This window comes from Azonexus sp. GW821-FHT04F04 (assembly GCF_059420025.1).
The window spans coordinates 836,929-860,324 of sequence record NZ_JBWKSX010000001.1 but is presented as its reverse complement, the minus strand read 5'-3'; the positions used below and the strand labels follow the sequence as shown (position 1 = coordinate 860,324).

The window sequence follows — 23,396 nt, the reverse complement described above, 5'->3', positions numbered from 1 at the left end:
ACCTCATGCGCCTGACCGACACCCTCCGCTTCGCCCGCGACGCCGCCACCGGCTACCCGATGCGTACGACGCTCTCGGTTCTGGCCATGTCGATTGGCGTCGCCGCAGTGGTCATTCTGACCGCCCTCGGTGACGGCGCCAGACGCTACGTCGTCGGCCAGTTTTCCTCGCTCGGCACCAACCTGATCATCGTGCTGCCCGGCCGTTCGGGCACCGGCGGCTTCAACCCGGCCAACGCCATCACCAGCACGCCGCGCGACCTGACCATCGACGACGCCGGCAGTCTGCGTCGCCTGCCCGGCTCCCGGCGCGTCGCCCCGCTTGCCGTTGGCACATCGGAAATCAACTACGGCGGCAAGCTGCGCGAGGTCATGGTCGCCGGCTCGACGGCCGAATTCATCCCCATCCGCAATTTCGAGCTGGCCCAGGGGCAAGGCCTGCCGGAAGAAGACTGGAATCGCGGCTCGTCGGTCGCTGTCATCGGCGCCAAGATCCGCGAGGAAATGTTCGGCAGCAATCCGGCCATCGGCCAGCTTGTCCGCGTCGGCGACCGCCGGCTGCGCGTCGTCGGCGTCCTCAAATCGACCGGCCAGGGGCTGGGCATGAATACTGACGAATTGGTCATCGTACCGGTTTCGCTGGCCCAGGCCATGTTCAATTCCAACACGCTGTTCCGCATCATGATCGAGGCCAACAGCCGCGATGCCATCCCGGGCACCAAAGAGCAGGTGATGGAAACCCTCAAACAGCGCCACCGCGGCGAAGAGGACGTCACCGTCATCACCCAGGATGCCGTGCTGGCCACCTTCGACAAGCTGCTCGGGGCGCTGACCCTGGCCGTCGCCGGAATCGCCGCGATCAGCCTGGCCGTCGCCGGCATTCTGGTCATGAACGTGATGCTCGTCGCCGTCACCCAGCGCACCGGCGAAATAGGCCTGCTCAAGGCGCTCGGTGCGACCGCCCGAACCATCCGCCTCGCTTTTCTTGCCGAAGCGGCCATGCTCTCGGCTGTCGGCGCCCTGGTCGGCTACCTGCTCGGCCAACTCGGCGCCTTTGCGCTGCGCCAGTTCTTCCCGGTCTTCCCGGCCTATCCGCCCGACTGGGCGGTCATCGCCGGCCTGACGACAGCACTCGCCACCGGCCTGATCTTCGGCGTCATGCCCGCTCGCCGCGCCGCCCGGCTCGATCCGGTGCAAGCCTTGATGAAGCATTAGCCATGCTTGCCACCGACGCCCTCCAACTCGCCGTCCGCGCCATTACGGCCCAGCGCCTGCGCAGCTTCCTGACCCTGCTCGGCATCGCCGTCGGCATCGCAGCGGTTATTTTGCTCACCTCGATCGGCGAAGGCATTCACCGTTTCGTCCTCGGCGAATTCACCCAGTTCGGCACCAACGTCATCACCATTGCTCCGGGCAAGACCAAGACCGGCGGCTCACCGTCCGGCCTGCCGTCGAGCGCCCGGCCGCTGTCGCTCGACGACGCCAAGTCGCTCGAACGCCTGCCGCACATCGTCGCCGTGACGCCCAATGTGCGCGGCAATGCCGAAGTCGAAGGCAACGGCCGGACGCGACGGACGTTGATCTACGGCGTCAATTCCAAATTACCGCAAATTTTCCGGTCGACCGTGCAAAGCGGCCAGTTCCTGCCGGCCGACGATGAAGGCAGCGCCCGCGCCTTCGTCGTGCTTGGCTCGAAGCTCAAAACCGAGTTGTTCGGCAGCGAAAACCCGCTCGGCCAGCGCCTGCGCGTCGGCGGCCTGCATTTCCGGATCATCGGCGTGCTGGCACCGAAGGGGCAGTTCCTCGGCATCGACCTCGACGACACCGCCTTCGTCCCGACCGCCCGCGCCCAGGAGTTGTTCAACCGCGAAGGCGTCGATGAAATCAACATCGCAGCCGAAGAAGGCATCCCCTCGGCTCTCGTCGCCAGCCGCGTCAAAACACACCTGATCGACCGCCACGGCCGCGAGGATTTCACCATCGTGACGCAAGAAGAGATGCTCAAAACGCTGTCCAACATCCTCAACGTGCTGACCATGGCCGTCGGCGCCCTGGGCGGCATCTCGCTGCTGGTCGGCGGCGTCGGCATCGTCACCATCATGACCATCGCTGTCACCGAGCGCACCGGCGAAATCGGCCTGCTCGTCGCCCTCGGCGCGCCCCGGCGGACCATCCTCGCCCTCTTTCTCGGCGAAGCCGTGGCGCTATCGGCGCTCGGTGGGCTGTTCGGGCTGGCGCTCGGTTTCGGCCTGGCCCAGCTGATTCACCTCGCCCTGCCCGCCTTGCCGGTGCACACGCCGATTACCTTTGTCCTGCTCGCCGAAGGCATCGCCATCGCCATCGGCCTCGCTGCCGGCGTCCTGCCCGCACGGAACGCCGCCCGCCTCGACCCGGTCGAAGCCCTGCGTACCGAGTAAGCCCCACCATACGCTAACGTATGTTAGAGTTCCGTTTCCAATTTTGATAACCGCACGAGGAGTTCGCATGGCCTATCACATCGACCAGTTGCAACCAGGCATGTCTGCCAGCACGTCCAAAACCGTCACCGAAACCGACATCATCCTGTTTGCCGGTATCTCCACCGATGTCAATCCGGCCCACCTCGACGAGGAATACTGCCGCGGCACGATGTTCGGCACCCGCATCGCCCACGGCATGCTGTCGGCCGGCTTCATTTCCGCCACCCTGGCCAACAAGCTGCCCGGACCCGGCACCATTTACCTGTCGCAGACCCTGAAGTTCAAGGCGCCGGTCAAGCCGGGCGACACCGTCACCGCCACCGTCACCGTGCGCGAAGTCAATCTCGAGAAGAACCGCGTCATTCTCGACACCGTGTGCACCGTTGGCGGCAAGACCGTCATCGACGGCGAATGCGTCATGATGCCGCCGGTTCGCGCCAAGGAAGTCGGCGGCACGGCCTGATTTCAGCCAACCCCGAATAAAAAACGCCGGCCTGGTGAAAAACCGGCCGGCGTTTTTGTTTTTCAGGCTTCCCGGCGACTTGCCATGGTCAACCGGGCTTGCTACGGAACGAAAAAAATAGCAAAAATCAAAACGCCTCGTCAGCCCGCAAGAACCGCCACTGACCAATTTCCAGCTCACCGAGCTTGACCCGGCCAATGCGCACCCGCTTCAGCCCGATAACGCGCAAGCCGACCAGTTCGCACATCCGGCGAATCTGACGCTTCTTGCCTTCCTTCAGGATGAAGTGCAGCTGGTCCTCGTTGAGCTGCTTGACTCGCGCCGGCTTGAGCGCCTGACCGTCGAGTTCCAGACCGTGGTTGAGCAGATCCAGGCCGCCCTTGATCATCTCGCCGGCAACGCGCACCAGATATTCCTTTTCGACCTGGCTGTCGTCGCCGATCAGCTTCTTGGCAACACGGCCATCCTGCGTCAAGACCAGCAAACCGGTCGAGTCGATGTCGAGCCGACCGGACGGCGCCAGACTGCGCAGCATCCACGGCTTGAACTCCGGGTCGCCCGACTGCTTCACCTGATTCTCCGGCGTAATCAGCGTAATCGCCGGCGTAAAGCCCGGTTCCGGCTGACCGGAAACATAACCGACCGGCTTGTTGAGCAACACCGTCACCTGCTTGGCCTGATCGAACTTCGCCTCTTTCGAGATCGCCACCTGAGCATTCGGATCGATGCGCGAACCGAGTTCGCTGACCCGCTCGCCATCGACAAACACCCAGCCACGCTCGATCCACAGATCCGCCTCACGGCGCGAACACATGCCGCGCTCCGACATCACCTTGGAAAGACGCACACCTTCCGGCGGCGGACCTTGGCGGACGACCGGCGGGCGAACCACCGGCGCTGGCTTGGCCGCCCGCTCGGGACGATCGGCCTTGACACTCCACTCAGCCGGGGCGGCCGGCTCAACCGGCGCCGCCTTCGGTACCGACGGCTTGCGCAGCGAAGAACCACCACGCAGCGGCTTTTTGTTGATCGCCCGTGGCGAAGGCGTCGCCGAGCGACGAACGCCCAGCGTGCCCTCCGGCAAGGCCGGCACTTCTTCGCTTACTTCTACCGGCGCCCCAACGCGCTCGGCCCGCACCGAAGCAGCCTCGAACGATTTCGTTTTTGGCCGTTTTTCCGGGTTGACCGTGGCATCGCGTTGAAACGCCTTTTTCGGCTCAGCTTCAGCCGCCGGGGCATCCGGCTTGCGCCATTTTGCCCACGGGTCGTCAGCAGCGGCGTCGTTCGACGGCCGCTTGGGACGGGAATCCCTGTCGGAACCGCTCATCTCAGACCGAGGAGTTCAACCTCGAAAACCAGCGTTGCATTCGGCGGAATAACGCCGCCAGCGCCGCGTGCGCCGTAGCCGAGTTGCGGCGGAATGGTCAGCTTGCGCGTGCCGCCGATCTTCATGCCCTGGACGCCTTCGTCCCAGCCGCCGATGACCTGACGCATGCCGAGCGAAAATTCGAACGGGTCGTTGCGATCCTTGCTCGAATCGAACTTGCTGCCATTGGTCAGCCAGCCCGTGTAATGCACGATGACCTGCTGGCCGGCCTTGGCCTCGGCGCCTTCGCCGACAACGGTATCTTCATAGACCAGCCCGGAGGCGGTGGTGATTTCAGCCATGGGAACTCCTTTTTTCAAAGACCGGCAGTTTACCACACCCCCTCGACAAGGCTTTGACTTCTCAACGAATTTCCGTATAATGCGCGGTTCTTTGTAGCACCCTTTAGATTTATTTTCGGAGTCCAACCCATGTATGCGGTCATAAAAACCGGCGGTAAGCAGTATCGCGTTACCAATGGTCTAAAACTTAAAGTAGAACAGATACCGGCAGACGTTGGCGCAGAAGTTACTCTCGACCAGGTCCTCATGGCAGGCGAAGGCGAGTCGGTAAAGATCGGCGCTCCCTTCCTTGCTGGCGCCACCGTCAAGGCCACCGTGATTTCCCACGGCCGCCACGACAAGGTCAAGATCTTCAAGATGCGTCGTCGTAAGCACTACCAGAAGCATCAAGGCCATCGTCAGAACTACACCGAATTGCGCATCGACGCGATTGCGGCCTAAGTTCAAGGAGCTAATAAATGGCACACAAGAAAGCAGGCGGTAGTTCACGTAACGGCCGCGACTCACAAGCCCAACGACTGGGCGTCAAGCGCTACGGCGGTCAATTCATCCTGGCTGGCAACATCATCGTTCGCCAGCGCGGCACTGAATTCCACCCGGGCGACAACGTCGGTTGCGGCAAGGATCACACCCTGTTCGCACTGAAGGACGGCGTGGTTCAATTCTCCGTCAAGGGCTTGAAAAAGCGCCGCGTGGTAACCATCGTTCCGGCCGCCGAATAAATCGGCCAAGCGGAAGCAAAAGCCCCGTCCGCTGGATGGGGCTTTTTAGTTTATAGAGGCGGAAAAAATGAAGTTCATCGACGAAGCGAAAATCTACGTCAAGGCTGGCGACGGCGGTAACGGCGCGGCCACTTTCCGCCGCGAAAAATACATCCCGATGGGTGGCCCGAACGGCGGCGATGGCGGCCGTGGCGGCAGCATCTACGTGGTGGCCGACTGCAACATCAACACACTGGTCGACTACCGCTACACCCGCAAATTCATCGGCAAGCGCGGTGAAAACGGCGGCGGCGCCGACTGCTACGGCGCCGGCGGCGACGACATCATCCTGCGCATGCCGGTCGGCACGGTCATTTCCGACCTCAACACCGGCGAAATCCTGGCCGACCTCGACGTGAACGAGAAAAAAGTTCTGATCGCCAAAGGCGGCAAGGGCGGCCTCGGCAACATCCACTTCAAGTCATCGACCAACCGCGCCCCGCGCCAGAAAACCAATGGCGACCAGGGCGAAGAACACGAACTGACGCTCGAACTCCGCGTCCTCGCCGACGTCGGTCTGCTCGGCCTGCCCAACGCCGGCAAGAGCACCCTGATCCGCGCCGTCTCCTCGGCCCGCCCGAAGGTTGCTGACTATCCGTTCACGACACTGCACCCCAACCTCGGCGTCGTTCGCGTCGACGCCGAAAAGAGCTTCGTCATGGCCGACGTTCCCGGCCTCATCGAAGGCGCCGCCGACGGCGCCGGCCTCGGCATCCGCTTCCTCAAGCATCTGCAGCGCACGCGTATTCTGCTGCACCTCGTCGACATCGCGCCGATCGACCCCGACTCCGACCCTGTGCGCGACGCCAAGGCCATCGTCGGCGAACTGATCAAGCACGATCCCGCGCTGGCCGACAAACCGCGCTGGCTGGTCCTCAACAAGCTCGACCTGATCCCCGAAGAGGACCGCGAAAAGACCGTCAAGGACTTCCTCAAAGCCTACAAGAAGGCCACCAAATACGACGGCCCGGTTTTCCCGATCACCGCCATCAGCGGGGAAGGCACCAAGCCTTTGATTTATGCCATCCACGAAGCGCTGGAGCAGATGGCCCGCCCGGAAATTCCTGACGACGACGAAGACGCTGAAGACAACGCCACGGAAGAATGATGAGCAAGACCCGCCTCGCCAACGCCAAACGGCTCGTCGTCAAAGTCGGCTCGGCGCTCGTCACCAACAACGGCGCCGGTCTCGACCTCGCCGCCATTGAAGACTGGGCCCGGCAAATCGCCGTACTGCGCGCGCAAGGCAAGGAAGTCATCATGGTTTCCTCCGGCGCAGTCGCCTGTGGCGTGCAGCGCCTGGGCTGGGGCCGGCGCCCGAAGACCGTGCATGAGAAGCAGGCCGCCGCAGCCGTCGGCCAGGCCGGCCTAGTCGAAGCCTATGAGGCCGCCTTCAACAAGCACGGCCTGCACACCGCGCAGATCCTGCTTACCCACGACGACCTCGCCGACCGCAAGCGTTACCTCAACGCCCGCTCGACGATGACCACGCTGCTTGAACTCGGCGTCGTGCCGATCATCAACGAGAACGATACCGTCGTCACCGACGAGATCAAATTCGGCGACAACGACACGCTCGGCGCCCTGGTCGCCAACCTGATCGAAGCCGACGCCCTGATCATCCTGACCGACCAGATCGGCCTATTCACTGCCGACCCGCGCAAGGACCCGAGCGCCACGCTGATCAGCGAAGCCACGGCCGGCGACGAGTCGCTTGAAGCTATGGCTGGCGGCGCCGGCACACGCGTCGGCACCGGCGGCATGATCACCAAGGTTATCGCTGCAAAACGCGCCGCTCGAAGCGGCGCCCACACCGCCATCGCCAGCGGCCGCGAGATCGACCCGATCATCCGCTTGGCGGCAGGCGAGCCCGTCGGCACCCTGCTTGTCTCGCAAACCCAGCCGCTCGCCGCCCGCAAGCAATGGCTGGCCGACCACCTGCAACTTGCCGGCCGCCTGCTGCTCGACGACGGCGCGGTCAACGCCCTGAAAGCCGGGAAAAGCCTGTTGCCGATTGGCGTCATCGCCGCCGAAGGCGAATTCGAACGTGGCTCAGCAGTCGCCTGCATCAGCCCGAATGGCAGCGAAATCGCGCGCGGCCTGTGCAACTACGGCAGCGGCGAAGCCCGCCTCATTACGCGAAAATCAACGGTGGAAATCGAAGCGATCCTCGGCTATGTGGACGAACCGGAATTCATCCACCGCGACAATCTGATCCTGCTCGCCTAACGGATCTATCAAAAGCAAAACGGGCGCCAAGGCGCCCGTTTTGCTTACCAGGAAACGGCAATCAGAAACGATAGGAAACACCTACACCGGCCGTGATTGGGCTCAGATTCAGCGTTCCAAGTTTGGTGGCTCCAATATTCACATCAGTTTCCATCTGGATGTATTTGACGTCGACGTTGAGGCCCCAGTTCTTATTGAACATGTAATCGAAACCTACCTGGCCAGCCAGACCAACACTCGACTTTTCAACTGAAGCACCCAGTGCAATGTTGTCACGGCTCATGAAAATTGTGTAGTTCACACCTAGTCCAACATACGGCTTGAAGGCGCCGAGGTCGGTAAAGTGATACTGAACGAGCAGTGACGGCGGCAAGGCTTTGATCTTGCCAATCTGGGCGCCATTGGCGGTGATATCAACCGTTTGCGGATAGGTCAGAACCAGCTCGGCTGCAATATTCTTGGTGAAGAAATAGCTCAGATCCAATTCAGGAATCCAGCGGCTATCCGCTTCAATCGCGCCAACACCACGGGTATCAAGGCCATCCTTCTGACCGTTGTCGAAGAGCACGTCGACGGCACGCACGCGAACCATGAACGAGCCATCCTGAGCCTGTGCAACAGCAGACGAAAGAACGCCAGCAGCAATCAGAGCAGCAACCAGAATCTTCTTAGCCATTTATTACTCCCTATCATCGTCATGAAAAAGGGGCATGCTATTACCATCAGAACTAGACATTTTGACCTAGGTCAAAAACCTTACCAGTACTGAGGTTATATCGAATAACAAACAACTAATTTTGTTCGCAAACCAAAAAAAACGGGAGCCGAAGCTCCCGTTCTTGTTTCTAACTGGATTAAACCAGATTAGAACATGTGACGCAGACCAACAGCGTAGGTGTTGCTGTCGGAAACGTACGGATTTGCGGGAACGGCAAGCGGGTTGCGGTTGGTGTCGTTTTCTACGCGCTTGGCAACCAGACCGGCATAGGCGGTGGTGCGCTTGGACAGAGCGTAGGTAGCAGCAAGAGTGCTGACCTTGACGTTGTCTTCGGCAACAGTAGAGCCAACTTTCAGTGCAGCGTATTCAGCGATAACAGCAACCTTGGCACCAATCGGAGCGGACAGGGAAACAGCCCACTTCTTGTCCTTGCCAACGGCAGCCGTGGTATCAGCCTTCTGCTGCTGGTAAAGAGCTTGCAGCTTGACAACACCGAAGTCGTAACCGGCACGGAGGCCCCATTCCTTGATGTTGTCGTCAGTCGTGTTGGTTTGCGACTGGACATACTTGGTGTAGATCGCACCAGCGGTGATCGGGCCGTTGGCGTAGCTGACGGACAGCAGGTTGGCAGTGTTGTCGGTGTTGGCGGTGCTGACAGCATATTCGGTCGCCAACGGCGCGCGAGCATGGTTGTACGCAACGGTCACGCCACCGAAGGCCGGCGAGATGTAAGCAACAGCGTTATTGGCGCGGGAAGCAGAGGTGATCAGCGTGCCGCCGCCAGCGTTGTAGGCTGCGCCTAGACCGGTAGAGCCACCCAGGGCAGTAGCAGCGACCGAGAAATCAAGACCCGTGGTCTGCAGACGACCAGCAACAGCCGTACCGAAACCGCCGGTCAGGCCGACGAACTGCTGACGGCCATTGGTACCACCGGAGACAGTGCCGATACCTTGGTTGTCATCAATAGCCAGACCGTATTCCAGAACGAACAAAGCCTTCAGGCCGTTGCCCAGATCTTCAACACCCTTAAAACCGATACGGGAGGTGGAGAGCAGGCCGGAGTTGACCTTGAAAGCGGTCTGGGCAGAGGTGCTGCCCAGATAGGTCGTGCCGGAGATGCTGGCATCAGCAACACCGTAGATGGTGACGTTGGTTTGTGCGAAAGCAGCGGTAGAAGCCAGGCCAGCGATAGCCAGAGCGATCAGTTTCTTTTGCATCAGAAAATCTCCTTAGTGGTTAGTTTTTAATCCAGCAGTAAAACCGAATTAAGCTTTACCTCTCGGATCGAGAAGTTGGCATCGATTGTCGCAAAGAGCGAAACGCCCTAGCAACCGGTGATTGGCATGTTGGGAGGCTTCTCTAAAGTTATGTTGTTTTGACGCAACAGCAAAACACGCAAAAACGAATACCTCGCCTTGTGTCAGCGCTCAAGCCCGTTGCAAAAAGTAACGCCGATACGCTCGATATGATCGAGCAATGCCTGGTTGTCGATTTCTTGGCGCACGAGCAGGTCTATTTTCCAGGGCAAAAGAAGATCGTCGAGCCTGTTTTCAAGCTCCAGGCGGCGACGCATGCTGAGAGCCGGAGCATCCAGGCAAAGGTCAATGTCAGACCCCGGGCGATAATTACCTTTGGCGCGCGAACCGAAAATTGTAGTCCGGTCAATTTCCGGGTAATCGCTCAAGACGGTAATAATTCGGTCGCAGGCGGCCTGCGGCAATCCGAATGCCGTATCGCCAGCTTTCGCAACGAGCATCACCTTGCCTCGATTTGTCGCATGCGCAGCTCAAAGGCTACGAGAAGGCGGTGGTACTGCCCGATGACTGCATTGACAATGGTTTCGGCAACCGATTGGTTGTAGGTATGCGATGACTGGTTTCGGCTTTTGATCATTGCCATCCACCCCTCTCCGTCGTCCAACAGCCCCTTGGCATAGGCTTCCCGGGTTGCATCACGTGACCCGGTAATGGCTGCGTTGCCTTGCCAGTAGAAATAATCCTTCATGACGTTCCAGGCTAACTCGTGAGTGAATTCGAAGGCCTGAATCAGACCTTGTTGTTCAAGCGGGGTCAATGGCCTCTGCGCAGCCAACTCAACCGCCTCCGACAGACGGCCAAGGGCTTGTGAATAGTTATTGAGGCGCTGCTGCCAGCGAATGTCTTGGTCCGACGAAGCCATGGCACATATCCAAATGAAGGAGCAAGTTGATTCTAGCTTGAACCCACACCCGGGATGCTGCAATTCAGGCGAACAGGCGCTTCAGTTCGACACCCGGCTCCGGCGCCCGCATGAAGGCTTCGCCAACAAGGAAGGCTTCGACTTTGCTTTTGCGCATCAGGGCGACGTCTTCCGGGGCGAGGATGCCGCTTTCGGTGACGACGATCTTGTCGGCGGGGATGCGCGACAGCAGGCCGAGCGTGGTTTGCAGAGTGACTTCGAAGGTGCGCAGGTTGCGGTTGTTGATGCCGAGGAGTGGGGTTTTTAGTTGCAGGGCGGCGTCGAGCTCTTCGCCGTTATGCACCTCGACCAGCACGGCCATGCCGTAGGCGTGGGCCTGCGCTTCGAGGGCTTGCATTTCGGGCAGCGTCAGCGCGGCGGCGATGAGCAGGATGGCGTCGGCGCCCATGGCGCGGGCTTCGGCGACCTGATAGGCGTCGACCATGAAGTCCTTGCGCAGCACTGGCAAGTTACAGGCGGCGCGGGCGGCTTGTAGGTATTCGGGGCAGCCCTGGAAGTATTGGCGGTCGGTGAGCACCGACAGGCAGGCGGCACCGTGCTGTTCGTAGCTGCGGGCGATATCGGCCGGTTGAAAGTCGGGGCGGATGACGCCTTTGGACGGGCTGGCTTTTTTGATTTCGGCGATTATTCCCGGTTGACCGTGGGAAATCTTGTTGCGGATGGCGCCAACGAAATCGCGCGGCGCGGGCTGGGCTGCGGCCTCTGCCTCAACGACGGCGAGCGGTTTGACGGCCAGCGCGGCAGCAATTTCTTCGCGCTTGGTGGCGATGATTTTGTTGAGGATGTCGCTCATGCGAGTTTCTTCGTGGCGGCAACGAACTGTTCGAGCTTGGCCCGGGCAGCGCCGGAGGCGAGCATTTCAAACGCCTGGTCGACGCCATCGGCCAGGGTTTCGGCCTGACCGGACACGTAGATGCTGGCGCCGGCGTTGACGGCGACGATGTCGCGGGCGGCGCCGGGCTTGTTGTCGAGGGTGGCGAGCAGGACGGCTTTCGATTCCTCGATATTGGCGACTTGCAGCACTTTCGGGTCATGCACCGGCAGGTTGAACTGTTCGGGATGGATTTCGTATTCGCTGACGCGGCCGTCCTTCAGTTCGCCGACTAGCGTCTGGCCGGAGATGGAGATTTCGTCCAAGCCTTCGCGACCGAAGACGGTCAGCGCCCGGGTGCTGCCCAGGCGCTGCAGGACGCGGACCTGGATACCAACGAGATCGGGGTGAAATACGCCCATGACCTGCTGCGGCGCGTTGGCCGGGTTGGTCAGCGGGCCGAGAATGTTGAAGATGGTGCGCACACCGAGTTCGCGACGGACCGGGGCGGCGTGTTTCATGGCGCTGTGGTGATTGGGCGCAAACATGAAGCCGATGCCGGTTTCGGCGATGCACTGGGCGACTTGCTCGGGTTTCAGGTTGAGATTGACGCCAAGCGCTTCGAGCACGTCGGCGCTGCCGGAGGAGCTGGAAACCGAGCGACCGCCGTGCTTGGCGACCTGCGCGCCGGCCGCGGCAGCGACGAACATGGCGGTGGTCGAGATATTGAAGGTGTGGGCACCATCGCCACCGGTGCCGCAGGTGTCGACCAGTCGGCTGGTGTCGGCAATGTCGACCTTGGTCGACAGCTCGCGCATGACCGTCGCGGCCGCGGCGATTTCGCCGATGGTTTCCTTCTTGACGCGCAGGCCGGTGATGATGGCGGCGATCATGACCGGCGTGACTTCGCCGCCCATGATCTGCTGCATCAGGGAGACCATTTCGTCGTGGAAAATTTCGCGGTGTTCGATGACACGCTGGAGGGCGGCTTGCGGGGTCATTGCTTGAATTCGTCCAGAAAGTTCTTGAGCAGGTCGTGACCGCGTTCGGTCAGGATGGATTCGGGGTGGAACTGCACGCCTTCGACGGCCAGCGTCTTGTGGCGGACGCCCATGATTTCGCCGTCGTCGGTCCACGCGGTGATGTCGAGGCAATCGGGCAGCGATTCGCGTTCGATGGCCAGCGAGTGGTAGCGCGTGCAGGTCAGCGGATTCGGTAGCCCCTTGAAGACGCCGACATCCTTGTGATGCACAGGTGAAACCTTGCCATGCATCAACTGCTTGGCGTGCACGATCTTGCCACCGAAGGCTTCACCGATGGACTGGTGACCGAGGCAGACGCCGAGCAGCGGGATCTTGCCGGAAAACTCGCGGATCGCCGCCAGCGAAATGCCGGCCTGGGCCGGGGCGCAGGGGCCGGGCGAGATCACCAGATATTCGGGCTTGAGGCGGGCTATTTCGTCGACCGTGATGGCATCGTTGCGGTAAACCTTGACGTCCTGACCCAACTCACCGAAGTACTGGACGATGTTGTAGGTGAAGCTGTCGTAATTGTCGATCATCAGCAGCATGCTGTTGATTCCTTGCCTGTTTCGTAAGCCTTGGATTCTACCGCCCCGCCCCGCCCCCGGCTAGCAAACGAGGGGAGATTCGGCGCCCCCGAGCGACTTTCAAGTTAAAATGCGCGCTTATTTAGCCACTTGCCGCCGGATTCATTCATGAGCGAAGTCATCGCCACCGTTGCCACCGCAGTTGCCAGCATCCCCCCGCACAGCCTTTCCATCGTCGTCCCGTTCTACAACGAGGAAGACAACATCGCGCCACTGGTCAAGCGCGTGCATGAGGCGCTGGTCGGATACGACCATCCGTGGGAGCTGGTGCTGGTCGATGACGGCAGCAGCGATGCGACGGTGGATCGCGCCGTGCAGTGTTCGCGCGAATATGGCCCGCACGTTCGCGTTGTTGAGCTGACTCGCAATTTCAAGCAGACGGCGGCCATGCAGGCGGGCATCGACGCGGCGCGTGGCGATGTGATCGTGACCATGGACGGCGATCTGCAGAACGATCCGATCGACATTCCGCGCATGGTTGCCCGGCTGATCAACGAAGACCTTGACCTCGTCGCCGGCTGGCGGCAGAACCGTCAGGACGGCCTGTTCCTGCGCAAGATTCCGTCGAAGATCGCCAACAAGCTGATCGCCCGGATGACCGGCGTGCATCTGCGCGACTATGGTTGCAGCCTCAAGGCTTTCCGCGGCAGCGTGATCAAGAGCGTGCGCCTGTATGGCGAAATGCACCGCTTCATCCCGGCCTGGCTGGCTACCGTCACGACGCCGCGCCGCATCGCGCAGGAGCCGACGACGCACCATGCGCGCACGGCCGGCGTTTCGAAGTACGGCATTTCGCGCACCTTCCGGGTCATTCTTGATCTCATCGCGGTCTATTTCTTCATGCGCTTCCGCGCCCGCCCGGGTCACTTTTTCGGCGGCATCGGGCTTGGCCTGACTGCGCTGTCCGGGCTGATCATGACCTGGCTGGCCTGGGTCAAGTTCGGCCTCGGCGAGAACATCGGCGGCCGTCCGCTGCTCATCGTCGGCATCGGCACGTTGATCGCCGGCATTCACTTCATCACGACCGGCGTGCTGTCCGAACTATTGGCGCGCATCTACTTCGAATCCGGCACCATCCGCTCCTACTCGGCGCGCCCGGAACGCGATCTGGCGGCTGACGAAGGCTGGCACAAGTCGGCGTGAGCCTTTCCACGGTCAACCGGAATAACAGCGTAAAACTGCTGTTTGGCCTGACGGCCGCCCTGCTCGCCTGGCGCTTCTGGCTACTGCCCCATCTGGGCATCACACTCTACGTCGATGAAGCGCAATACTGGACCTGGGCGCAACACCTCGATTGGGGCTATTTTTCCAAGCCGCCCGGCGTCGCGGCGCTGATCTGGCTGTCCACCGCGCTGTTCGGCGACGGGCTGGTCGGCGTCAAGGCGCTGTCCATGCTCTGCTATCCGCTGGCCGCCGCGGCGTGTTGGGCGATTGCCCGCCGGCTCTACGACGAGCGCGTTGCCTTCTGGTCGGCCGTTGCAGTCTTAACCCTGCCGATTTTTTCCTGGCTCGGCCTGTTTGTTTCGACCGATGCCCTGCTCACGCTGTTCTGGGCGCTGGCGCTGTGGGCTTTCCTGCGGGCTCTGGACAGCGATTCGTGGGGCGACTGGCTGCTGCTCGGCGTGGTTTGCGGCCTCGGCCTGCTCTCCAAATACACGATGGCGGCCTGGCTCGGCGCTGCCTTCCTGTTCCTGCTGGCTTTTCATCGGCCGCGACTGGCGTCGGCCAAGCCCTGGCTGGCGGTTGCGCTGGCACTGGCGATCCTGGCGCCGAACATCGTCTGGAATGTCACCCACGATTTCCCGACCCTCAAGCACACCGCCGACATCACCTTGAACCGCGCCGCCGGCGGCGGGCTGGCCTCGCTCGGCGAATTTTGGGCTGCTCAGTGGATCGCCTTCGGCCCGGTGCTCGGCAGCGTTTTCCTGCTGCTCCTCGTCCGCGTCCGCGAAAGCTGGCGCGACGACCGGACCCGGCTCCTGCTCTGGTTTGCGCTGCCGCTGTGGATCGTCGTTTCGGCGCAGGCCATGAAAAGCAGCGCCAACGCCAACTGGGCAGCACCGGCCTTCGCACCGGCTGTCATCGCCGCCGTGGCCTGGCTGCTGCAACGCGAGAAGAAAAAGCTGCTGATTGTCGGGCTGGCCATCAACCTGCTGATCGTCGGGCTGGTTTATCACTGGCCGCAGGTGATTGCCACGGTCAACCCGGAAAAACAGGCAAAATTGAATCCGTTCAAGCGGGCCATGGGTTGGGATGAACTGGGCCGGCAACTGAAACCAATTCTGCAAGCCCACCCGGACAGCGTGCTGGTCGCCGACAACCGCACCCTGCTCGCCCACATGCTGTACGAGCTGCGCGACCTCAAGCCGGCCGCCGCCAGCTGGAACCCTTCCGGCATCGCCAGCGACCATTACAAACTGACGACCGATCTGCGCCCCTACGTCGGCAAGGATGCGCTCCTGATCACCGACACGGCGCCGGGCGCCGACTTCGCCCCCCGCTTCGCCCGTATTGAAAAACTCGCCACGCTGAAGGCGCCGCTCGACACCACGACCAGCCGCGACATGGATGTTTACCTGCTGCATGACTTCAAGGGTTATTGAGCTTCGCGTCGCCGGCGTCGTGTTTGCGCTGCTGGCGGCGCTCTTCGTCGGGTTTCCGGAGATCGACCTGGCCGCCAGCCGGGTTTTCTATCAGGACGGCAAATGGGCTTTTTCCGGCGGCAACTGGCCGCTGTTCGAACTGCTCTACCGCGGCACACCGCGTGTCGGACAGGCGCTGCTCGTCATCCTCGCCAGCGGTCTGCTGCTGAGCAATTTCAAGCGCCAGCGCTGGCTGCATGCACGGCGGACGACCCTCGGCTTCCTGCTCGCCGCCGCACTGCTCGGGCCAGTGCTGCTCGTCGATGCCACGCTCAAGGATGGCTGGCACCGGGCTCGCCCGGCGACGGTGGCTGAATTCAACGGCCCGTTCAAATTCACCCCGGCCTTCGTGCCGACCAACCAGTGCCCGAAGAACTGCTCCTTCGTCAGCGGCCATGTCGCCACCGCGGCCTTCGTCATGGCATTCGGTTGGCTGGCCGCCCCGGCCGTGCGCCGCCGCTGGCTGCTCGCCAGTCTGGCCACCGCCACGCTGCTCGCCGTGGTGCGCATGACCGCCGGCGGACATTTCCTGTCCGATACGATTTTCGCGTGGTTCGCGACCTATTTCAGCCTGTGGCTGACGGAATGGGCGTTCCGGCGGCTGAAATGGCTACCGCCGAGCGATAAATGAGCATTTCCACGGTCAACCGGAAATAACGCCCAAAACCAAAAACCGCCGAACCCGGCGGTTTTTGGTTTTTGGGGTTGCGCCCGATCGATCAACCCGAGTATCGAGCCCTCGGAAAACCGAACGCCCGCCCGGCCAAAACCTCGGGAATCCGGCACTTCCGCCTCGCCTCCCCAAAAAAACCATTAAAAATCAGTACCCGGCGGATCAGTGGCTGCTGGCATGACGCGTGCAAACACAAGGCAATGGACGGCACACCAGCCGGACCAACTACAACATCGCACCGGAGAGACAACATGACCCAACAACCAACCCATCGCCTCGAACACGACCTGCTCGGTGACCGCGAAGTCCCGGCCGGCGCCTATTACGGCGTGCACACCCTGCGCGCCCTGGAAAACTTCGACATCACGGGCATTTCCATCGCCGTCTATCCCGACCTCATTCGCGCCCTCGCCCAGATCAAGAAGGCCGCTGCCCAGGCCAACCGCCAGCTCGGCCTGCTTGACGCCAAACGCGCCGACGCCATCGCCGCTGCCTGCCGCGAAGTCATCGACGGCCAGTGGCACGAGCAGTTCGTCGTCGACGTTATCCAGGGCGGCGCCGGCACCTCGACCAACATGAACGCCAACGAGGTGATCGCCAACCGGGCACTCGAAATCCTTGGCCACGCGCGCGGCGAGTACCAGTACCTGCACCCGAACGAGCACGTGAACATGAGCCAGTCGACCAACGACGTCTATCCGACCGCGCTCAAGCTCGCCACCTACGTCGGCATCTTCCGCCTGGTCGAGGCCATGGCCTACCTGCGCCGCGCCTTCGAGCGCAAGGCCGAAGAATTCGCCGACGTGCTCAAGATGGGCCGCACCCAGTTGCAGGATGCCGTGCCGATGACCCTCGGCCAGGAGTTCTCGACCTACGCCGTCATGCTCGGCGAGGACGAGGAGCGCCTGCGCGAAGCCGCCCTGCTCATCCGCGAAATGAACCTCGGCGCCACCGCCATCGGCACCGGTATCAACGCCCATCCGGACTACGCCGCCATCGTCTGCCGCAAGCTGGTGGAAATCAGCGGAATTCCGGTGTTGACCGCACCGAACCTGATCGAGGCGACGCAGGACTGCGGCAGCTTCGTGCAGTTGTCTGGCGTTTTGAAGCGCGTTGCCGTGAAACTGTCGAAAGTCTGCAACGACCTGCGCCTGCTCTCCTCCGGGCCGCGCGCCGGCTTTGGCGAAATCAACCTGCCGCCGCGCCAGGCCGGCTCGTCGATCATGCCGGGCAAGGTCAATCCGGTCATCCCGGAAGTGGTCAACCAGATCGCCTTCGAAGTGATCGGCAACGACACCACCGTCACCTTCGCGGCCGAAGCCGGCCAGCTGCAGCTCAACGCCTTCGAGCCGATCATCGCCCACAGCCTGTTCAAGAGCGTCCTGCACCTCGGCAAGGGCTGCAAGACGCTGGCTGACTACTGTGTCGACGGCATCACCGCCAACCGCGACGCACTGCGCGCCAGCGTCGAGCGCTCGATCGGCATCGTCACCGCACTGAACCCGTACATCGGCTACGCCAACGCCACCGAAATCGCCGCCGAAGCCCACCTGAGCGGCCGTGGCGTCGCCGAGATCGTCCTCGAACGCAAGCTCATGAGCCCCGAGCAACTGGCCGACGTCCTGCGCCCTGAAGTCCTGACCAAGCCGCAAATGATCCTGCCGCGGGCGGCATAAGAACCTGTTCTCGATCTTCGGATAGTCACAAACCCGAGCTGCAGTTTTGATTGAAAAGTCCGCAAACCCCTCCCGGCCTCCCCTTGTCAGGGGAGGAGCAAACCAAATCGTGCGCGATCAAGCTCCCTCCCCTGACAAGGGGAGGGCTGGGGAGGGGTTTGGATGACCGACAAAAGATCGCAAACCACTTCCAAGCAAGCCTTTCATTCAATGCACACAACAAGGAAACCATCATGAAAATGAACCGGTTAACCACCCTGATCATGATCGCCATGGTGCTCGGCGTCATTGTCGGCTACGCCTGCAACACCATGGCCGGCGGCCCGGCCGCCGCCAAGGAAATCGCCGGCTATTTCGGCATCCTGACCGACATCTTCCTGCGCCTGATCAAGATGATCATCGCCCCGCTGGTCTTTGCCACCCTGGTCGTCGGCCTGGCTGGCATGGGTGATTCGAAGACGGTCGGCCGGATCGGCGCCAAGGCGCTCGGCTGGTTCGTCGCCGCCTCGCTGTGCTCGCTGGCGCTCGGCCTGGTCTTCGCCAATCTGCTGCAACCCGGCGCCGATCTCGGTGTGCCGTTGCCCGAGCTGGGTGCCGCCGTCGGCCTGAAAACCAGCGCGCTGAACCTCAAGGATTTCATCACCCACGTCTTCCCGAAGAATTTCTTCGAGGCGATGGCCGCCAATGAAATCCTGCAGATCCTCGTCTTCGCCGTCTTCTTCGGCCTGGCGCTCGGCCACCTGCACAACCAGGCAGCGCGCAGCCTGGTGAACACGATGGAAGAAGTCGTGCACGTCATGCTCAAGGTCACCGACTACGTCATGCGCTTCGCCCCGATCGGCGTTTTTGGCGCCGTCGCCGGCATCATCACGACGCAGGGCTTGGGCATGCTGGTCGTCTTCGGCAAGCTGCTGGCCAGCTTCTACATCGCCCTCGCCGTACTGTGGCTGGTGCTCATCGCGGCCGGTTACTTCGTGCTTGGCAAGGAAGTCTTCCGCCTGATCAAGCTGGTGCGCAGCCCGATGCTGCTCGGCTTCTCGACGGCCAGCAGCGAATCGGCCTACCCCAAGCTGATGGAGCAGCTCGAGAAATTCGGCGTCAAGGACCGCATCACCGGCTTCGTCCTGCCGCTCGGTTACTCCTTCAACCTCGACGGCTCGATGCTCTACTGCGCCTTTGCCGCGCTGTTCATCGGCCAGGCCTACGGCATCGACCTGAGTCTGGGGACGCAGATCACCATGCTGCTGGTCCTCATGATCTCGAGCAAGGGCGTTGCCGGTGTGCCGCGTTCATCGCTGGTCGTCGTGGCCGCCGTGCTGCCGATGTTCGGCCTCCCCGAGGCCGGCCTGCTGCTCATCCTCGGCATCGACCACTTCCTCGACATGGGGCGCACGGCGACCAACGTACTCGGCAACGCCATCGCCACCGCCGTCGTCGCCAAGTGGGAACAGGCCATCGACCCGGTCGACGAATCCCTCGCCGATGTCGATGATGCGCTGCCGGCAGCCGGCGAAGATGCCGTGCCAGTCACCGCCTGACCATCCCTCCTCTGAGGTTCGGCCGCCCTCGCGCCGAACCTTTTTTGACGACCCGGCGCCCCCGCGCCGGGTCATTTTTTTGAGTTCGCCATGACTATCGACTGGTTCATCCTCGCTCCCGCCGCCTTCTTCGCCGGCATGGTCGACGCCGTGGTCGGCGGCGGCGGTCTGATCCAGATTCCGGTGCTGCTCTCCGCCTTCCCGCAGACCGGCATCCCGACGCTGTTCGGCACCAACAAGGTATCGAGCATCGCCGGCACCGGCGCCTCGCTGTGGCGCTACGCCCGCGCCGTGCGCATTCCCTGGCGACTGGTGCTGCCCGCCACGGCCGCCGCGCTGCTCGGCGCCTGGCTGGGTGCCGCCGTGGTCGCCTGGATTCCGCGCGAAGCGATGCGGCCGCTGGTCGTCGTCATGATGCTGACCGTTGCCATCTACACCTTCCTGCGCAAGAACCTGGGGCAGGAGGAAACCCACGAGCCGCGTCCCGGCGACCTTTGGCGCGGCGCCCTGTTCGGGCTGGTCATCGGCTTCTACGACGGCTTCTTCGGGCCGGGCACCGGCAGCTTCCTGATTTTCGGCTTCGTCCGCGTCTTCGGCATGGATTTCATCCGCGCCTCGGCCAGCGCCAAGGTCGTCAATTTCGCCACCAACGTTTCAGCCATCGGCTTCTTCGCCAGCCACGGCCCCATCCTGTGGGCAGTCGGCCTGACCATGGCGGCCTGCAACCTGGCCGGCGCCTACGTCGGCACCCACCTCGCGCTGAAACACGGCGCCGGCTTCATCCGCAAGGCTTTCCTCGGCGTCGTCGGCGTGCTGATCGTCAAGCAGTTGGTTGAAATCTTCTGAGTGGCTGCCCACGGTCTTTCTGAAACCTGGAAGCCGTTTTAATTGAAAAGGCCGAAACCCCTCCCGGCCTCCCCTTATCAGGGGAGGAGCACACCAAAACCGCGCGCGATCAAGCTCCCTCCCCTGACAAGGGGAGGGCTGGGGAGGGGTTTGCATCACAAACACCAGGTCGCAGGCCGGCCTACCCCATCGAAAAACCGATGCCCCGCGTCGGCCAAGCCTCGACATTCCGTCAAAAACACCGGGCACCACAAAACCATTCCCAAACAAATCAATCACATAAAAACAAATAGCATCACCTGAATATCTGGCATGGCCCGTGCTGATTAACAAGCACGAAACCAACCCCGGGTTTCTTCAATGCACAAGGAGATTCAATGAACCGCTTCCTCGCCCGCTGCGCGCTGATCGCCGTAGCCTTCTGTCAGGCGCTGCCCGCCTTCGCCGACAAGCCCAATGTCGTCATCCTCGCTACCGGCGGCACCATCGCCGGGGCCGGGGCCGATATTGCCAAGAGCGCCACCTACCAAGCCGCGAAGGTACCGGTCGATAAATTGATCGCCGGCATTCCGACCCTCGCCGACGTCGCCCAAGTACGTGGCGAACAGGTCTTCCAGATCGCTTCCGAAAGTTTCACCAACGAGCACCTCGTCACCCTCGGCAAGCGCGTCGCCGCACTGGCCAAGCAGGGCGACGTCGATGGCATCGTCGTCACCCACGGCACCGACACCCTCGAAGAAACCGCCTACTTCCTGAACCTCGTCGTCCATACCGACAAGCCCATCGTCGTTGTCGGTTCGATGCGTCCGGGCACGGCCATGTCGGCTGACGGCATGCTCAACCTGTCGAACGCGGTGAGCGTCGCCGCCAGCCAGGATGCGCGCGGCAAGGGCGTGCTGGTGACGATGAACGACGAGTTGAACAGCGGTCGCGACGTCTCCAAGATGATCAACATCAAGACCGAAGCCTTCAAGAGCCCGTGGGGCGCGCTCGGCATGGTCGTCGAGGGCAAGAACTACTGGTTCCGCCTGCCGGCCAAGCGTCACACGGTCAACTCCGAATTCGACATCGAAAAGATCAGCGCCCTGACCCCGGTTGAAATCGCCTACGGCCATGGCAACGTCAGCGACACCGCCTATCGCGCGCTGGCTGACAAGGGTGCCAAGGCCATCATCCACGCCGGCACCGGCAACGGTTCGGTCGCCGCCCGCGTCGTCCCGGCCCTGCGCGAACTGCGCGCCAAGGGCGTGCAGATCATCCGCTCCTCGCACGTCAATGCCGGCGGTTTCGTGCTGCGCAATGCCGAACAGCCGGACGACCAGTACGACTGGGTCGTGGCGCATGACCTCAACCCGCAGAAGGCCCGCATCCTGGCCGCCGTCGCCATGACCAAGACCAGCGACAGCAAGGAACTCCAGCGCATTTTCTGGGAATACTGAGCCAGCGCAGTTTGATTAGCTGAACCACCGGCGGGCCCAACGGCCCGCCAGCCCCCCGTATCAGACAAGACACTGATGCCGCATCGCCAATGCCGGCAGGGACCCACTTTTTCTCGAATCAAGGAACGCACCATGAAAAAACTCGTACTCGCCATGACCGCCGCCGGCCTCTGCTCGGCCTTCGCCCCCGCCCAGGCCGGCGAACTGGACGACATGAAGGCCGCCATGCAAAAAATGCAGGAGCGCATCGCCCAGCTTGAAGCCCAGGCCAAGGAAGCCCCGCGCGCCGCGCCGGAGAGCAAGGCGCCGGTCCTCTCCAACTCCTCGCTCGGTGCCAACGCCAACGTCACGGTCTACGGCAAGATCGACCTGTTCACCGAATACAACAGCGGTGGCGGCAAGGGCGACCGGCTGTCGCTCGAATCCGGCGGTCTCAACGGCACCCGCCTCGGCGTCAAGGGTGGCGCCGACATCACGGAAGGCGTCCGTGGCGTCTTCCAACTGGAAAGCGGCATCTTCCTCAACAAGGGCACGCTGGCCCAGGGCGGGCGCCTGCTCGGTCGCCAGGCTTACGCCGGCATCGAAGGCAAATACGGGCGCCTGACCGCCGGCCGCCAGTACTCGCCGGTCTACAACGCCATCATCAATTACGACGCCTACGAGCAGGGTTACGGCTCGCCGACCACCGACGGCAACGTCAGCACCGGCGCCACCCGCTTCGACAACTCGCTGGTCTATGCCACGCCGAAATTCAAGGGTCTGAGCGCCAATGTCATGCTGGCGCTCGGCGGCGAAACCGGCAAGTCGTCGGACGCCATGGCCCTCGCCGTCAATTACGAAAACGGTCCCTTCGACATGAGCGTCGCCTACCAGGACGACGACCATGCCAGCAGCGCGACGACGCACACCGAAAACGCCTTCATCGGCGTCGGCTACCAGATCATGAAAACCAAGCTGCTGGCCGGCTACGGCCATGCCGTCACGACGCCGGACGGTGGCCTCAAGACGACGCGCAATGAATGGATGGTCGGCAGCCGCACAGCCGTCACCGGCACCGGCAAACTGCTGCTCTCCTACGGCGAAGGCAAGACAGAGAACAGCAACCCGGACAACAAGGGAAGCGTCGCCACCATCGGCTGGCTAGAAAGCATCGGCGCCCAATCCGCCGTCTACGGCATCTTCTCCGCCCACAAGAACAGCGCCGGCTCGGCCCTGGTCCCGATGGGCACCAGCTCAGCCGCCAACTACACGGTCAATCCGGGCGATTCGGCTTACGGGCTGGCGTTGGGTTATCAGTACTGGTTCTAAGCGGGAGCCCCGGGCGGCTATTGCCGTTCCGGGGTGTCGGTTGTGGAATCGGGGACAGCCCACTGTTTACAGATAGCACCTGCGCTTTGAAAACCGTGGTCTGTCCCCGATTATTCGCTGATGTCGCCACCGCCGCTTTCATCATGGCTTTCGACTGGCTGGGCGCACAGCCCCCCCCCCGTTGCCGCTGGCTACTGGCCAGCCTGGTTCTTGCCGGATACTTTGCGGTGATCAGAATAACGGCTGGCGGACACTTCCTGTCCGACACCATCTTCGCGTGGTTTGCGACCTATTTCTGCCGGTCGCTGACGGAATGGAT

24 protein-coding genes are annotated in these 23,396 nt (G+C 62.2%); 15 read left to right on the top strand and 9 right to left on the bottom strand.

The features are described from left to right. Positions 1-5: 5 nt before the first annotated feature. The 3 genes from AC07TV_RS04180 to AC07TV_RS04170 all read left to right on the top strand — a co-directional run bounded on the left by AC07TV_RS04180 (position 6) and on the right by AC07TV_RS04170 (position 2,921). Positions 6-1,214 (top strand): ABC transporter permease, encoded by a 1,209-nt coding sequence (locus tag AC07TV_RS04180; RefSeq protein WP_494647144.1) that lies wholly within the window; start codon positions 6-8, stop codon positions 1,212-1,214. Positions 1,215-1,216: 2 nt separating this feature from the next. Then, positions 1,217-2,416: an ABC transporter permease gene (locus AC07TV_RS04175; protein ID WP_494647143.1), complete on the top strand. Its 1,200-nt coding sequence runs from the start codon at positions 1,217-1,219 to the stop codon at positions 2,414-2,416. 67 nt (positions 2,417-2,483) lie between these two features. Beyond that, on the top strand, positions 2,484-2,921 hold the full coding sequence (locus AC07TV_RS04170) for a MaoC family dehydratase (RefSeq protein WP_494647142.1): 438 nt from the start codon (positions 2,484-2,486) through the stop codon (positions 2,919-2,921). Positions 2,922-3,048: 127 nt separating this feature from the next. On the opposite strand, the gene AC07TV_RS04165 is transcribed toward AC07TV_RS04170, so the two are convergent. After that, positions 3,049-4,248: a pseudouridine synthase gene (locus tag AC07TV_RS04165; protein WP_494647141.1), complete on the bottom strand. Its 1,200-nt coding sequence runs from the start codon at positions 4,246-4,248 to the stop codon at positions 3,049-3,051. Next, positions 4,245-4,589 carry an FKBP-type peptidyl-prolyl cis-trans isomerase gene (locus AC07TV_RS04160; protein WP_494647140.1) on the bottom strand — a complete coding sequence of 115 codons (345 nt, stop codon included), beginning with the start codon at positions 4,587-4,589 and terminating at the stop codon, positions 4,245-4,247. Before AC07TV_RS04160 ends, AC07TV_RS04165 begins: the two co-directional genes overlap by 4 nt. Positions 4,590-4,718: 129 nt before the next feature. Between AC07TV_RS04160 and rplU the strand changes: the two genes are divergently transcribed. The 4 genes from rplU to proB all read left to right on the top strand — a co-directional run bounded on the left by rplU (position 4,719) and on the right by proB (position 7,579). Further along, positions 4,719-5,030: a 50S ribosomal protein L21 gene (rplU, locus tag AC07TV_RS04155; protein ID WP_117609584.1), complete on the top strand. Its 312-nt coding sequence runs from the start codon at positions 4,719-4,721 to the stop codon at positions 5,028-5,030. Between the two features lie 17 nt (positions 5,031-5,047). Continuing rightward, a complete protein-coding gene (gene rpmA / locus AC07TV_RS04150; protein WP_494647139.1) occupies positions 5,048-5,311 on the top strand; it encodes a 50S ribosomal protein L27 in 264 nt (87 codons plus the stop codon). A gap of 67 nt (positions 5,312-5,378) precedes the next feature. Beyond that, the gene (gene cgtA, locus AC07TV_RS04145; RefSeq protein WP_494647138.1) at positions 5,379-6,458 is read left to right on the top strand and encodes an Obg family GTPase CgtA; all 1,080 of its coding nucleotides are present in this window, start codon (positions 5,379-5,381) and stop codon (positions 6,456-6,458) included. Then, positions 6,458-7,579 carry a glutamate 5-kinase gene (proB, locus tag AC07TV_RS04140; RefSeq protein ID WP_494647137.1) on the top strand — a complete coding sequence of 374 codons (1,122 nt, stop codon included), beginning with the start codon at positions 6,458-6,460 and terminating at the stop codon, positions 7,577-7,579. The genes cgtA and proB overlap by 1 nt, the downstream gene beginning before the upstream one ends. Positions 7,580-7,640: 61 nt before the next feature. On the opposite strand, the gene AC07TV_RS04135 is transcribed toward proB, so the two are convergent. The 7 genes from AC07TV_RS04135 to AC07TV_RS04105 all read right to left on the bottom strand — a co-directional run bounded on the left by AC07TV_RS04135 (position 7,641) and on the right by AC07TV_RS04105 (position 12,916). After that, entirely contained in the window at positions 7,641-8,255 is a 615-nt protein-coding gene (locus tag AC07TV_RS04135) for an OmpW/AlkL family protein (protein WP_494647136.1), read from the bottom strand. 188 nt (positions 8,256-8,443) lie between these two features. After that, the gene (locus AC07TV_RS04130; RefSeq protein WP_494647135.1) at positions 8,444-9,514 is read right to left on the bottom strand and encodes a porin; all 1,071 of its coding nucleotides are present in this window, start codon (positions 9,512-9,514) and stop codon (positions 8,444-8,446) included. A gap of 203 nt (positions 9,515-9,717) precedes the next feature. Continuing rightward, positions 9,718-10,053, bottom strand: coding sequence for a nucleotidyltransferase family protein (locus tag AC07TV_RS04125; RefSeq protein ID WP_494647134.1), 336 nt, complete (start codon positions 10,051-10,053; stop codon positions 9,718-9,720). Continuing rightward, positions 10,053-10,475: a nucleotidyltransferase substrate binding protein gene (locus tag AC07TV_RS04120; protein WP_494647133.1), complete on the bottom strand. Its 423-nt coding sequence runs from the start codon at positions 10,473-10,475 to the stop codon at positions 10,053-10,055. Before AC07TV_RS04120 ends, AC07TV_RS04125 begins: the two co-directional genes overlap by 1 nt. Positions 10,476-10,539: 64 nt before the next feature. Beyond that, positions 10,540-11,328 carry an indole-3-glycerol phosphate synthase TrpC gene (gene trpC, locus AC07TV_RS04115; protein WP_494647132.1) on the bottom strand — a complete coding sequence of 263 codons (789 nt, stop codon included), beginning with the start codon at positions 11,326-11,328 and terminating at the stop codon, positions 10,540-10,542. Beyond that, a complete protein-coding gene (trpD, locus tag AC07TV_RS04110; protein ID WP_494647131.1) occupies positions 11,325-12,347 on the bottom strand; it encodes an anthranilate phosphoribosyltransferase in 1,023 nt (340 codons plus the stop codon). Before trpD ends, trpC begins: the two co-directional genes overlap by 4 nt. Then, positions 12,344-12,916, bottom strand: a complete 573-nt coding sequence (locus AC07TV_RS04105; RefSeq protein ID WP_494647130.1) for an aminodeoxychorismate/anthranilate synthase component II — start codon at positions 12,914-12,916, stop codon at positions 12,344-12,346. The genes trpD and AC07TV_RS04105 overlap by 4 nt, the downstream gene beginning before the upstream one ends. A 147-nt stretch (positions 12,917-13,063) precedes the next feature. On the opposite strand from AC07TV_RS04105, the gene AC07TV_RS04100 reads away from it, so the two are divergent. The 8 genes from AC07TV_RS04100 to AC07TV_RS04065 all read left to right on the top strand — a co-directional run bounded on the left by AC07TV_RS04100 (position 13,064) and on the right by AC07TV_RS04065 (position 23,077). Then, on the top strand, positions 13,064-14,098 hold the full coding sequence (locus AC07TV_RS04100) for a glycosyltransferase family 2 protein (protein WP_494647129.1): 1,035 nt from the start codon (positions 13,064-13,066) through the stop codon (positions 14,096-14,098). Further along, positions 14,095-15,558, top strand: coding sequence for a glycosyltransferase family 39 protein (locus tag AC07TV_RS04095; protein WP_494647128.1), 1,464 nt, complete (start codon positions 14,095-14,097; stop codon positions 15,556-15,558). The genes AC07TV_RS04100 and AC07TV_RS04095 overlap by 4 nt, the downstream gene beginning before the upstream one ends. Continuing rightward, positions 15,539-16,228 (top strand): phosphatase PAP2 family protein, encoded by a 690-nt coding sequence (locus AC07TV_RS04090; protein ID WP_494647127.1) that lies wholly within the window; start codon positions 15,539-15,541, stop codon positions 16,226-16,228. Before AC07TV_RS04095 ends, AC07TV_RS04090 begins: the two co-directional genes overlap by 20 nt. 293 nt (positions 16,229-16,521) lie before the next feature. Next, positions 16,522-17,946, top strand: coding sequence for an aspartate ammonia-lyase (gene aspA, locus AC07TV_RS04085; protein ID WP_494647126.1), 1,425 nt, complete (start codon positions 16,522-16,524; stop codon positions 17,944-17,946). Positions 17,947-18,179: 233 nt separating this feature from the next. Beyond that, positions 18,180-19,484, top strand: coding sequence for a dicarboxylate/amino acid:cation symporter (locus AC07TV_RS04080; protein WP_494647125.1), 1,305 nt, complete (start codon positions 18,180-18,182; stop codon positions 19,482-19,484). Positions 19,485-19,574: 90 nt separating this feature from the next. Continuing rightward, a complete protein-coding gene (locus AC07TV_RS04075; protein ID WP_494647124.1) occupies positions 19,575-20,330 on the top strand; it encodes a sulfite exporter TauE/SafE family protein in 756 nt (251 codons plus the stop codon). Between the two features lie 377 nt (positions 20,331-20,707). Then, positions 20,708-21,769, top strand: a complete 1,062-nt coding sequence (locus AC07TV_RS04070) for an asparaginase (RefSeq protein WP_494647123.1) — start codon at positions 20,708-20,710, stop codon at positions 21,767-21,769. A 132-nt stretch (positions 21,770-21,901) separates the two neighbouring features. Next, positions 21,902-23,077, top strand: a complete 1,176-nt coding sequence (locus AC07TV_RS04065) for a porin (RefSeq protein WP_494647122.1) — start codon at positions 21,902-21,904, stop codon at positions 23,075-23,077. The last annotated feature ends 319 nt before the right edge of the window (positions 23,078-23,396 follow it).